The organism is Nocardia sp. CA-290969 (assembly GCF_050936135.1).
Lineage (GTDB): Bacteria > Actinomycetota > Actinomycetes > Mycobacteriales > Mycobacteriaceae > Nocardia.
In genome coordinates, this window is record NZ_JBNJNJ010000001.1 from 5761934 (window position 1) to 5774319 (window position 12386).

A 12386-nucleotide genomic window follows, 5' to 3' on the forward strand; every position below is an offset into this window, starting at 1 on the left:
CTGGGAGTCCCCCTCCGTATCCGCTGTCCGCTCGATCAGGCCGTCGGCCCGCCGAGGTTCACGGCGTTATCGGTTTCCATACCGCCGAACTGGTTCGTGCTGAGCCGCAACGTGGCCGCCAGTTTGCGGATTTCGTGCACGCTGGCCTGCGCGCTGGTCAGGTAGGAGGTGGCCACATCGTTCTGCGTCCGGGCGGCGCGATCGGATACCTCGTCCACGCCGGCCGGCAGCACCGTCAGCGCGTCCTGGACGGCCACCAGATCCGCGGCCAGCCGGTCGGCCAGCTTGTCCAGCCCGGACGACGCCTTCCCGGCCGCGTCCGGATCGAACCGGACGCCGTTGTACACCTCACCGATCTCGTTTTCCATGGGAAACCCTCCTGTGCGCTGATCGCCGGCATTCGCCTAGAGCGTGAGTTCTTTGTCCGGCGGTGGCTCCGAGTCCGATTCCGCCGCCCCGACCACCGGCACCGCGATGCCGTCCAACTTCCCGACCACCTCGTCGCCGTACTCGGCCGACACCGCGTTGCGCGCCGAACCGTCGGTGGTCGATTCCCCGTCGCGGGCCATTCCCGCGGCGGCACCCATCCCGGCACCCATCGGCATCACGCCGGAGCCATTGCTCGTCGAGCCGGTACCGGCCGTATTCGCGGCCGACGACATGCCCGCGGCCGAACTCGAGTTGCCGCCCAATCCGCCCGGCGCACCGACGGCGCCGAGTGGGCCGGGTGCGGCGAGTTTCGAACCGGGAAAAGCGTTCAGCGGAGCGGGCGCGGCACCGGGCAGCGCGACACCACCACCGATCCCGCCGCCCACCGGGCCGCCGGCACCGGCCGGCTTCTCGCCCGGCTCGCCGGGGCCGTCGTGTTCGCCGCCGGGGGGTTTCGGCCCGCCCGGTGCGTTGTTCTGCGCCGCCAGCTGAGCCAGCGATTGCCCGGCCTGACCGATCCCCTGGCCGAGCGAGCCGGCGATCTGGCCGGCGCTGCTGATCAGCGGGGTGACCATGCCCATCACCTGCATGAGCTGGTTGAACTGCTCCCCGGATTTCACGCCGGTCGGCGCGCTGGTGATGCCGACCTTCTGCCCGGCCTGCGCCATCATGCCGCTTTCCACAGCCAATTCACCCTTGGTCTTGACCGTGATCGCCATACCCTCGCTCGCCGCCTCCACCGCGGAGATGACCAGGAATGCCTGACCGCCGGGCGTACTGCAGTACAGCGGAGCGAGTCCGAGTTTGACGGCGAAGGCGCTGATCACAGCCGTCATCAGGGCGGCGCCGGTGCCGACCGTCACCGCACCCTGGGCGAGGTGCAGCTTCTCCTGGGCGCTCTGTGCCTCGAGCTTGCCCGCATCGGTCTGCGCCTCGGCGGCCTTGCCCGCGGCTTCCGTCGCCCCCATGCCCTGCCACAGCTGCATCACGGCCTGCAAGGCGGAGGTACCCACCTGCATCACCGTCTGCATGACGGTGCCCACCTGGGAGAGCATCTGCATCGGGTCCGGTGCCGGGGGTGCCGGCGGCGCCGCGGCCGGATCGCCCGCCGGCGCCGGGGGCGGCGGCGGAGCGAACTGCCCGGTACCGAAGGCGGAAGCCAGATCGGTGAGCGGCCGCATCAGCGCACTCAGGTCGATCGTCGGGAGCGGCGGCAGCCCCGGCAGCTCGCCGAACGCCGGAAACTCCGGCAGCGGCGGCAGCCCGAGGTTGCCGAGGATATCGTTCACCGGCATATCCAGCATGGGCGCCAGCGCGCTGCCCCGCAGTAGCTCCAGGATCGTCGGATCCAGCGGGTCGGCGCCGGGCGGCGGCTGCTGCCCCGGCGGCGGGGTAGCTGGTGCCGTTGTCATGGCAGGAGGTTCACCGCGCCGATATTCACCGCGCTACCCGCGTCCGCGCCCTCATAGCTCGCCGCCGCCTGGTACGCGGTCAGCGCGGTACCCGCGTGTACGGCTGCCAGCTCGGCGACCGAGGCGAGATGATTGGCCTGCGCGTACGCGAACGCGATGAGCAGTTCTTGGCCGACCAGGCCGAAAACCGGTGCGGCCGCAGCGACCGTCGCCGCCTGGTCCACTTCGGCCGCGGTGGCGACCCCGGTGGCCATCGCCGCGGAGGCGTTGCCGTACTGCCGAATTGCTTCCGGAAATGCGTGAACGTGATTCATTTGGTGTCCAATCCCGAAACATCCCACAATGTTTCGTCGATAACGGTACCCAGCAGATACCCTCGGTCGCGATCGCGACCTGGTTAACAGTCGGTGACTACCTCGTGCTTTCCGAATTGAAGGTGTTGATCAACTCCGCACGTTGTGAAATCGCCTGATGGGCAGCCGCGCGCGCGGTCTCCACCAGCGTCTTCTCGAATTCCTTCGGCGACAGCTTCGCGATCGCCGTCGTGAAGTTCAATCCGACCAGCGTCGCATTGCCGTCGACCTGCGCGGTGACCGCGCCGTCCGGTGAGGTCTCGGTGACCAGGATTCCGGTCATCGCCTCGTGCAGATCGGTCAGGCGGTAGATCTGCTGCTGCACCCGCGCGAGCAGATCATCCATTGTTTCGATCATCGGCCAACTCCCACCACTGCCGGTCTCATACCGAGCGTAGCCAGCTCTGCGGTTCGGTGTCGTACTCCTGCTCCGCCATGATCTCCTCGCGGGCGACCTCCGCCTCGGTGGGCAGCCCCGTCAGCCGCAGCATATCGGGCGTGAAACCGGCCTCTTCCAGCTGTTTCCGGCGTTGTAACCCGGCCCGGCTCGCCGCCTGCTTGCACAGGCGCAGGATCTCACCGGCCAGCGCATCGGGGTCGCGCCGGAGCTGATCGGGCTCCACGGAAATCGCCGACGGCAGGCCCGTTTCCGACGTCCGGACCCGGATCGAGCCGGTGAGCGAATGGGCGGTGAACTCGGTGGGGAACTCGGCGTCCCCCGGAAGTGCTGTGCTCATCATCCTCCTGCCGTATCTATCGCGACGCCTCGGGCGCCGCGGGGATGGAAGCCGCACCGAGTATGGATCGAGAAGGTGAACTGGGGGTTATCGCGATATGGAGGGCGGCGCATCCTGCGGAAACGCTAGCGCTCACAGCTCGGTTGCCAAGGCTGGGAACACGTTCGGATCCGGCCGCGGACCACGCGATATACGCTGGCGCTGTCCAATCCCGGGACTCCCACCCCCGGACCCACAACTGAACACCGAACCGGCCTGCACGGTGCCGGTCGACTGCCCGCGCCGTGACGAAGTCGGTTACCGGCAATCCGCCGATGCGCTCCGCTTTCACCGGCGAACACCCTGTGCCCCACCAAACCCTGCCGACCATCTGCGCTCCTCCCCACAGCGTTACCCCGTTGCACGTACCTCGATCGTGTTTTCCCGCCGGGCACGGCTTCCGTTAACAGTGTGCCCGGGAATTTCTCGTGTGCCGGAGATTTTTTCCGGATCGGCCACGTATATCCAGTTCAGCGCACCGGCCACGCGCGGATACAACCGCGCCGCGCGGACCGCGGATCGACCGGACCGGGCGCCTGCCCCGATAATCTGGTCCCCGTGCACGAACGGATGGAAGATCCGCAATGCGGCGTATCGACCTGAACTCCGACGCCACCTCCGTCGGCGACGATCTACGCCTGCACTACGAGGGCGTTCCGTTCACCGGCGAGGTCGTCGAGGAACTCGTACCGGGACAACTCCTGTCCCAAGAGTTCTACGTCGACGGGCTTCCGCACGGTAGCTACCGGGAGTGGTGGCCCGACGGCCGTTTGAAATCCGAGGGCGAGAACTACCGCGGTAAACCCCATGGAATGCTGCGGCGCTGGCATCCGGACGGCCGGCCCGCCGCGACAATCCTTTTCGACGATCAAGGCGGCGCCGCCGCTACCCGGCAGTGGGATCATCTCGGCCGGCCGCGGTGATCCCGCGGCGGATCACTGCCGTTGCCGCTCGTCCTTGATCACCCGGACGACCTGTGCGATCTTCGAATTGATCATGCCGCTGAACACCTTCGAGTCCGCGGCCACGGCAACCGGTGGATCGGAATCCCGGACGAGGTAGCGGCCGTCGTCGGTCAGATCCCGCCATTCGAATTCGAAACGGGTTATCCCCCGCGGACCGTAGATGGAAGAACCCTGCACGACCCGGACCAGGCCGATACACGAGGCCGCCTCGGCCAGAAGTGCGGTACCGCGATCGAATTCCGTGGCATCGAAGGAATCGTGCACTCGCGGTGCGCGACGGGGTTGTCCATCCGGTTCGGCCACGGACCGGGCCCGCCGCGGCAATACCGTCTCCCGCCGCGAGCCCGCGGGCACCTCGGGTAACTTCGCCACCAGATCGGCCGCCAATTGCACCGCGCCGCACTCCGTAACGGTGAATCCGCCACTGTGTAGGTAGGTTTCCCCGGGCAGCGCGGACACGATGTAACCCGCTGCTTCCCGGCGCACCCCCAGCAGCCGCACCACGCTCGTCGGCAAGGTCTCCGGGCCGGCCTTCCGGTTGTCGCTTCCGCTCACCTCGACCCGGATATCGGGGCCGGTGAGCGCGGCAAGCACCGGATCGAAAGCCGGCCCCAATCGCTCGGCGAGAGCCGCCCGCGCTTTCCGCTGATCAGACCGGAAATCCTCGGGATCCAGACTGCGCGCGGTGAAATGGAAAGGGAACGGCAGACGCAGTCCACCGGTCGCATCGGTCCACAGCGTGTAGAACTCGATATCGGTGAACGACCAGCTCCGCCCCGTTCCGGCCGTCACTGGTCCACCACCGGTTTCGCCACGATCGGCGCCTCCCCGATACCCTCCTCGATCCATTCGGTGGAATCGAGGTAATCGGCACGTTTGTGGTCCTTCTGCTGCCCGCCCTGGGCGCCGCCCGCGCCGCCACCGCCCATCGGCATACCGCCCATGGGCGCACCCGGCTGGGACGCGGCGACCACGCCGGTGGCCTGCCCGGTGAGCACACCCGTCGCGACGGTCGCCCGGGGAAAGAGCTTGGATGCCTTTTCCACATTCGGCACCGGCGCGGTCTTCGCCCCGGCCGGGCTACTCCCACCCGGCGCTCCGCCGCCGCCCAGACCCGCCGGCAGTTTGCCGGCCTTCTGCAGCGCGGACTGATAGTTCTTCACCGCATCCTGCAGCGCGGGCATCCCCGGAAGCCCGGTGATACCGGCTTGCTGCAGTGCCTGCTGCGCGGCCGTGGACAGCTGCTGTCCCATCTGGCCCAGCTGCTGAAGACCCTGCTGGGCCGCCTGCAACATCTGCTGAGATCCCTGCTGCTGTTCCAGTTGCTGCTGTTGCTGCTGGAGTGCGCCTTGCTGCTGCTGCGCCTGCTGTTCCAGCTCCTGCTGGGCAGCAAGTAATTCCGCGCGCTGCCGGGCGATATCGTCGATCGCCTGCTGTTGCTGCTGTTGCGCACTCTGGCCCGCGGTCGAGCCCCCACCCGCACCGTTGTTACCGCCGCCGCCACCGCCACCGTTGTTGTTGCCGCCGTTGTTGTTACCGCCGTTGTCATTCGGCAGATCCGGCGCGGCACCCGGAACGGGAAGCGTCGGAATCACCGACGAAGCGAGCTTGACGCCCGTCTCGTAGAAGTTGGCGTAAACCTGGGCCGCCAGTTCCTCCTGCACGTTGACCGCGCCCTGGCCCTGTTCCAGCTCGGTGTAGTACACGGATTTGTCCGGCATACCGTACGAGGTCTGGACGAGCCACGCGGACATGTTCACCAGGTTCAGGGCGAGCGTATCGGTCGACGAAATCAGTTTCTCGCCACTGCCCAGATACGCCCGGACCGCCGTGGCGGCACCGTCCGATCCCTGGCCCTTCCACCGGTCGGACTCCAGCAGTGACAGCATGCCCTGGTCGAAATGGTTGAATCCGCGATCCAGCTGATCCCTGATCCGATACCAGTAGGTCGCCTTGTCCTCGACCTGCCACCCGTTGAGGGAGAGTATGTCGCCGAGCATCCAGAATTGATTGAAGTTCAGTCCACCGGCCGGCGGTGCCTCGGCGCTGAACGCCTGCGCGCCTTGGAGACCGGTCAGGCCGGCCGGCAGGGTGTACTTGTTGTTCGCATCGCCGTAGCGGCCGAGGTCGGGCCGGTACTTGTAGGTTTCGTCGACCCAGCCGTCGGTGTCGTCGTAGTGGGAGAAGGCGTGCTCGACCTGGTCGCCCAGACCACTGCTGTCGACCATGCTCTGAAACTTGCCGGCGGCATCCTGATCGGTGTTGCGGTAGAGGTTGCCGGCCAGCACGAAAGCCTCACCCAGGTCTCGGACATGCTGCCGGTGTTTCGGCAAGATGTCGTCCTTGAACTCCGTGGCGACCTCATCGAGCTTGGCACGCAACCGTTCCGGACCGGCAAACGAATCCAGGCCGATCTTCGGCAACGGTACGAGTAGTGGGGCAACCCCTTTGACGACATCGAGGACGCTCATCAAGTCGGCACAGAAGGTCGCCGCATCGTTGGCCACCGCGTACTCGAACGCCACCCCGCCACTGGCTGCCCGGTCCCGGAAAGCACCCCACGGATCGTCGCCGGCCATGTATTCACACTCCTGCCAATTCGAACATGCGCGTGCCGGTTGCCGGCGTCGGTAAGTTGCTGCCGGGAAGCCGGGCGGCCGGAGGAACTACGCTACGGCCGTCCGGTCCGGTAATTCCCGCCCGCGGACGACACAACTCGACAGCCGGCCACAATCCGGTCCGGCCGGCCACCGCACCGACGGTCGCAGTGCTGCTGCCGGATATCACGGCATGACTCGGCGAAGGGTGTTCCATACGCTCACGACCCTCCTCCCCGCCGACAGCACGAGTCACAACCGAAGATCGCAGCCGGGACTTACCATCGCCCCACCACCGGCTGAACGCGCGCCGAACCCTTCTGATACGGAGGGTACCAACGCACGAGGCCGCGCCGGTACCCCCGGCGGCCCGGCCCGAGCCGAACAGAGGGGGCCGGGCCGTTGATTCAGCTGGGCAGTGCCGTCACGGGTTCGGGTCGATCGGGGGCGGCGGATACGCGGGCAGCGCTGGTCCGCTGGTATCCCCCGGCGATCGCGCGGAGCTCGTCCTCGGTGAGTACGTCCGTTATTCGGTCGAAACCCTGCGGAGCGCGCTCCTCGACCAGCCGCAGCACCCGATCGGCCGGGATATCACGGTTGGCCAGCACGACAGCATTCGCGATGTCCAGGCGGGCAGCCTCATAAGCAGCCAAACCGTCCCGCGGGTCGGCGGCGCGGGCGAGTTCGGTGGCGAGCACACCGGCATCGAGAATCGCCTGCGAACCGCCGTTGGAACCGATCGGATACATCGGGTGCGCGGCATCGCCCAGCAGGGCGACCCGGCCGAAGACCCAGCGCGGCACCGGATCGCGGTCGACCATGGGATATTCCAGAATGCGCTCACTGCCGGAGAGGAGCGCACCGACATCGATTCCGTCGAAACACCAATCGCGATAGTGCGGTAGCACATCGTCGAGCCGGCCGGTGCGCTGCCAGTTCGCCGCCTGCTCCGTATGGTCCGGCATCCGGACCTCGGCGACCCAGTTGACCAAGGCCCTGCCCTCCCGCCGCGCCGCGGCCGAAATCGGGTAGGCGACCAGTTTCGCAGTGTGATTGCTCCCGGCCATCACCATGGAAGCGCCGGACAGGAACGGCCGGGTCATCGTGATACCGCGCCACATGCGGATGCCGTTCCAGCGCGGCGCGCCTTCATCCGGATACAGGCCGGCACGTACCGCGGAGTGCAGTCCGTCGGCGCCGATCACCAGGTCGGTGGTGATCTCGACGGTGCGGTCGCGGGCTCGGTCGTGGACCGTGCTGCACACGCGGTCCGGATATTGCCGGGCAGCGACGAATCGCATACCCGTGCGAATCGCTCCGGAGCCGAGGCGAGCGCGCACCGCGGCCGCGAGCAGGGTCTGCAATTCACCGCGGTGCACCGAGTACTGCGGATGATCGTGGCCGGCGGCCACGCCACGGGGTTCCCGCCAGATTTCGTTGCCGAACCGATCCAGATGGACCAACTCCGCGGTGGGGATCGCCAGGCCGGCCAGGGCGTCACCGAGGCCGAGTTCGCACAGTTCGGCCGTGGCGTGCGGCAGGAGGTTGATACCGACCCCCAGCGGCAGCAACTCGGTGACGCTGTCGATGACGAGCACGTCGATACCCACCGCGTGCAGACGCAATGCTGTTGTCAGGCCGCCGATTCCGGCCCCGGCGACCAAGACCTTCACAGCGCCTCCGCCAGCGGTGCGAACTCGGGGCTGATGCGCTCGTGCAGGTGCGCCACCGGAATGTCCGCGTGATCCCGCAACAGGCTTTCCTTGTATACGCAGCGATCGCCGTTCGCCGTGCCGATTCGAGACCAGGTGGTGAGACCCGAGCCGAGCACGATACGCGCCAGGTGATGCCCCATCGCGGTCATACTGTGCCCGATCGGCCGGTGCCGATCGGCGAGTACGGCAGCCGACTCGTGCCCCGCCACGATCACCACCGAATTCTTGGACACCACGGTTCCGTTCCCGATGGTGAGGACCGAACGGCGGACGATCACCGGAGCCGCTCCGGGCAGACCGAGAGCGCAGCGGATACCACTCGTCAGTTCGGCCGCGGTCGTATGGGACTGCTCGAGCAGATCGAGGCGCAGGGTGGCACCGACCAGAGCTTCCAGCAGAGTTGTCATCGAACCGTCGGATCTGAGTAGGACCCGGGTTATCGCCGGAAAGTCCGATGTCTCTGTAACTGTCGATGATTCGGCCGCCATAACTGCCGAATATAATTGCTGTCGCATAAGTTTCCAGCTGGCGGGAACAGTCCACCGTGATGTTTTCCGGGAAATTCACCACAGGACACCGGATCGGCATGACCCGGTTACAAACTCGGGAAATTTATCATCTGACAGGATCTGTTCGGCATTACCTCGCGCGTTCGCGAGTTGTGCAGGCCCGACAGGCCCGGAACACCGGCATGCAGCTCCACCTCAGGCCGGTAAACTGGTACATAACACCTACATCCGCCGTAACCGGGATGACGCCAGAAGTTCATCATCCCGGAAACCCGGCGAATACCTTCGGCAATCCGTTGCGGATCCGCCACCGATCGTAATCACACAATTTCCCAACGTTCCACTATACGGAAGCCGGGCCGGTGTTCCATTCGGTGAGAACACCACAACCGGCCGTGCCGGCTGTATTGTTTCTGCGCATCGGTAAGGCGGTAATGCAATTCGGCTATTGGACGACAATGTCATTTTCGGTGCCGCGGTCGAAGCCCGGCCCGAGGCGAGATCGGCTCCGGATGCCGAAAAGCACGCCGCCGCTTGGAAAGCAGGTTGAGAATATGTCCAAACTCGCTGCGGCACTGGGTAGGTCGCGATCCATCGGACGCAAGCCGGCGATACTGACCACACTGCTGATCGTAGTCGCGGCGGTCGCGGCGCTGATCGTGATACCCCTGTGGCGGGATTCTGCGGCACCGGCCACCATCGACGCCGCGAACCCGGTGACGGTTTGTGAGGTGGCCGAGGGAGATCCGGCCCGGGAATCCAACCGCCGGATCGCCGAATCCGCGGTCGCCGATCTACTCGCCGCAACCCGGTCCTATCTCGGCCCGTGCGCCGAATACGGAGCGAGCCTACCGCTCGGCGGCGGGCGGCTCACCGCTTTCTCACAGACAGCCGAATCGGGTGAACCGCTCGCCATCGGGCTGGCGGCCGACGACGCCGTCTACGACGGCCTGCCGTACGAACCGCCGTCGGGCCGCCTGTGGTGTCACGACAAGAACGCCGACGGCGTGGTGGCCGATCACGGCGAATGCGCCGGCGGCCACGAGAACGCCCTGCCGCTGGGCGACGCCTTCACTGCGCGTGCGGACATACCGTTCACCTATGTACTGGCGAACTGGAATCCGCACGGGCACGTCCCGCCCGGCGTCTGGGATACCGCGCATTTCGATGTCCACTTCTATCTGAACGACAATGCCGAGCGACTGGCCATCCGGCCCGGATCGTGCCCGCAGCTCACCCACTGCGACGATTACCCGCTCGGCAAGATCCTGCCCGACCCGAAGTACCGTCACCCCGACTACGTCGACCTGGACGCGGTCGAACCGGGCATGGGCCAGCATCTGATCGACTCGACCACCCCGGAATTGAACGGCGGCGATTTCACCAGCACCTTCATCTACGGAAGCTGGAACGGCGAGATCACCTTCCTCGAGCCGATGGTGGCGCTCTCCCGATACGAGGCCCTGCGCAGCGGCAGCGGGGAAGACTCCTGCATCGATATCAAGCAACCACAGGCATGGCAGCAGCCCGGCTGGTATCCGACGAAGTACTGCCTGCGCCACCGGGACAACCGTGCGGAGACGCTGACCACCCTCGAAGGCTTCGTCCACCATCCCGCGAGCTGATTGCCTCCGCCGCGCACCGATCGGCCGGTGCGCGGCGCGGCTCGCAGGCCGCAGTTACAGCAGCGACCGGTTGCGGTTGCGGAAGCGGCGCCGGAAATCCGGGAGATACTGCGATGGCGCGACCGAGGACGACGAGCGTTCCAGCACACCGTCGTCGGCCACGTAGAAGATCGCCCGGCCGATCGCGATCTCGCCCGGCGCCACCGGGACGAACACCATCCAGCCACCGTCCACCCGGTCCGCGCGCAGCTCGTCCACCGGATAGCCGGACGTGTCCTCGCCGCTCTCGAGGAGATACCGGCCGACCCGTTCGATCGCCTGCCGTTCCGGAAGCGGTTCCGGGGCGGTCACACCGCCCAGTACCAACTGGTGGAAGGCGCTGTCGATATCGAACCCGTCCGCTTCGGAAAACACCGCGGTCAAGGTGGCACGGGTGAGGGTGGCGGATTCGGCGGCGGCTACGAAGGTTTCGATCGCCGCCAGCCGCTCGTCGGACGGGTCCGCCTCGAGAATCAGGCCGGATACGATCCGTACCACCGTCGCCGCGTCCCAGATACCCGGTACGGCGCCGGCGACGGCTTCGGGGGCCGGGGACTCACCCCGATACCATCGGCCGCCGTCCCACCAGTAGCAGAAGGTGAGTTGTCCCGCACCCGACCGCTCGTTCAGCACCGGGCCCGCCACCCATTCCGGCGCACCGCGGAACAACGCCGGTAACGGCGCCTCCTGGTTGTAGGCCGCGTCCAGCTCCGGGGCGTTCCACACCCCACCCGAAAGCACCGCGCGACCACCCGGCAGCGAATGCAGGGTGCTGCCGCTGCGGCTCGCGCCCTCGAACCAGCGCAACCCCGGTGTGAGGCGCGGACCCCACTCCGACTTCACGGCCACGAACGCCGCACACAGCGCCGCCCAGCGCGCCGCCATCACCGGAAAGGGCGGGAACCCCTCGACCGGCTCGCCGGTGACACCGGCCGAGCGGTCGGCGGCGGCCTGGGCCGCCGCCGACGCCGGGGATCGCCGCTGACGATCGCCGTGGAACAGGTAGGCGGCCAGCCACACGGGGAGGGTCTTACGGGGAAACGTTTCCAGGTCGGCGCGGTAGATCTCGGGCGCGAACAACTGGTCGTCCGGAAACGGTTCGTCGCCGTAGTCGTAGTCGACCTCGATCTGCCCGGAACCGGTCAAACTGATCAGCAACCGCCACCACGGCCCGTCACCCAATCGGGCGGAGAGTTGCCGGTGTTCGCGGACCAGGGCCAGCACCTGCGGTGTCGGGGTCCAGCGGACGGCGCGCTGCTGCCCGTCGGAGAAGACGGCGAAACCGGCATCGACGGCGACCGTCGAGGCGAAAACCGCGTCCACCCGCTCCCAGCCCGCCGGGGCCACCGCGCCCAGTTCCCGGGCGACCTGGTGCATCAGCGCACGAGCGCGCTGCGCCACATCCTGTTCCTCGACGGCCGCGGCCAGCGTGAAGCCCACATCCGGCTCGCCTTCGGGGGGCGTGGCGGCCGGCTGTTCCGGGGCATCCGGCGCGGGTTGCCCGTCGATATCGGTGGGCGTACCGGCTGCTACACCGGGCTGCGCGGCCGGCGCCTCATCTGGTTTCGTCACTTCGGCAACATTCTCCTCGTACCGGTATCGCGGTCGCTCGGGCCGCGGTGCTCAGCTGTCGCCGCGCGCGCGGCGCATCTCCTCGAACTGACGGGCGAGTTCTTCGCGATGCCTACGGGCATTCGAACCGTCCAGCTGGCCGGCGAACGCTTCGCGGGCGGCCGTCACCAGTTCGTCGGTGACATCCGGATACGCCCGCGCGATATCCCACAGCGCCTCCTCGGTCTCCATATCGAGACCGGTTTCGGTGCGCAGGCCGCCGCCGTTGCGCACCGATTCGAGCATTTCGGCGAAGTTCTCCCGCAACTCGTCGTCGGTCGGATGGTCGATACGCATACCTGCTCCTCATCGATGTTGTTCCGGTCTCGGTCACGGCGGCTCGGCCGCGGCGCGC

General features: G+C 67.1%; 13 protein-coding genes. 2 read left to right on the forward strand and 11 right to left on the reverse strand.

From position 1 onward, the window contains the following. Positions 1-35: 35 nt before the first annotated feature. From ACQEVO_RS26390 to ACQEVO_RS26410, 5 genes are all read right to left on the reverse strand, one after another. A complete protein-coding gene (locus ACQEVO_RS26390) occupies positions 36-368 on the reverse strand; it encodes a PE family protein (RefSeq protein ID WP_432918438.1) in 333 nt (110 codons plus the stop codon). A 36-nt stretch (positions 369-404) separates the two neighbouring features. Continuing rightward, a complete protein-coding gene (locus ACQEVO_RS26395) occupies positions 405-1841 on the reverse strand; it encodes a hypothetical protein (RefSeq protein WP_432918441.1) in 1437 nt (478 codons plus the stop codon). Then, positions 1838-2155, reverse strand: a complete 318-nt coding sequence (locus ACQEVO_RS26400) for a type VII secretion target (protein WP_432918444.1) — start codon at positions 2153-2155, stop codon at positions 1838-1840. Before ACQEVO_RS26400 ends, ACQEVO_RS26395 begins: the two co-directional genes overlap by 4 nt. Before the next feature lie 97 nt (positions 2156-2252). Beyond that, positions 2253-2552 carry a YbaB/EbfC family nucleoid-associated protein gene (locus tag ACQEVO_RS26405; RefSeq protein WP_432918447.1) on the reverse strand — a complete coding sequence of 100 codons (300 nt, stop codon included), beginning with the start codon at positions 2550-2552 and terminating at the stop codon, positions 2253-2255. Between the two features lie 25 nt (positions 2553-2577). Next, the gene (locus tag ACQEVO_RS26410; protein WP_432918450.1) at positions 2578-2931 is read right to left on the reverse strand and encodes a hypothetical protein; all 354 of its coding nucleotides are present in this window, start codon (positions 2929-2931) and stop codon (positions 2578-2580) included. Positions 2932-3554: 623 nt separating this feature from the next. Here ACQEVO_RS26410 and ACQEVO_RS26415 point away from each other — a divergent pair. Next, on the forward strand, positions 3555-3893 hold the full coding sequence (locus tag ACQEVO_RS26415) for a toxin-antitoxin system YwqK family antitoxin (RefSeq protein ID WP_432918453.1): 339 nt from the start codon (positions 3555-3557) through the stop codon (positions 3891-3893). A gap of 12 nt (positions 3894-3905) precedes the next feature. Here the strand turns inward: ACQEVO_RS26415 and ACQEVO_RS26420 are convergent, their stop codons facing one another. The 4 genes from ACQEVO_RS26420 to ACQEVO_RS26435 all read right to left on the reverse strand — a co-directional run bounded on the left by ACQEVO_RS26420 (position 3906) and on the right by ACQEVO_RS26435 (position 8654). Beyond that, on the reverse strand, positions 3906-4727 hold the full coding sequence (locus tag ACQEVO_RS26420; RefSeq protein ID WP_432918456.1) for an ESX secretion-associated protein EspG: 822 nt from the start codon (positions 4725-4727) through the stop codon (positions 3906-3908). Next, positions 4724-6514: a hypothetical protein gene (locus ACQEVO_RS26425; RefSeq protein WP_432918459.1), complete on the reverse strand. Its 1791-nt coding sequence runs from the start codon at positions 6512-6514 to the stop codon at positions 4724-4726. Before ACQEVO_RS26425 ends, ACQEVO_RS26420 begins: the two co-directional genes overlap by 4 nt. A gap of 425 nt (positions 6515-6939) precedes the next feature. Next, on the reverse strand, positions 6940-8205 hold the full coding sequence (locus ACQEVO_RS26430) for a flavin-dependent oxidoreductase (protein WP_432918462.1): 1266 nt from the start codon (positions 8203-8205) through the stop codon (positions 6940-6942). After that, positions 8202-8654 (reverse strand): hypothetical protein, encoded by a 453-nt coding sequence (locus tag ACQEVO_RS26435; protein WP_432918465.1) that lies wholly within the window; start codon positions 8652-8654, stop codon positions 8202-8204. The genes ACQEVO_RS26430 and ACQEVO_RS26435 overlap by 4 nt, the downstream gene beginning before the upstream one ends. A 656-nt stretch (positions 8655-9310) precedes the next feature. Between ACQEVO_RS26435 and ACQEVO_RS26440 the strand changes: the two genes are divergently transcribed. After that, a complete protein-coding gene (locus ACQEVO_RS26440; RefSeq protein WP_432918467.1) occupies positions 9311-10381 on the forward strand; it encodes a hypothetical protein in 1071 nt (356 codons plus the stop codon). Positions 10382-10435: 54 nt separating this feature from the next. Here ACQEVO_RS26440 and ACQEVO_RS26445 read toward each other — a convergent pair whose 3' ends face one another. Further along, a complete protein-coding gene (locus tag ACQEVO_RS26445) occupies positions 10436-11992 on the reverse strand; it encodes a hypothetical protein (RefSeq protein ID WP_432918469.1) in 1557 nt (518 codons plus the stop codon). A 51-nt stretch (positions 11993-12043) separates the two neighbouring features. Next, the gene (locus ACQEVO_RS26450) at positions 12044-12328 is read right to left on the reverse strand and encodes a hypothetical protein (protein ID WP_432918472.1); all 285 of its coding nucleotides are present in this window, start codon (positions 12326-12328) and stop codon (positions 12044-12046) included. Positions 12329-12386 lie beyond the last annotated feature (58 nt).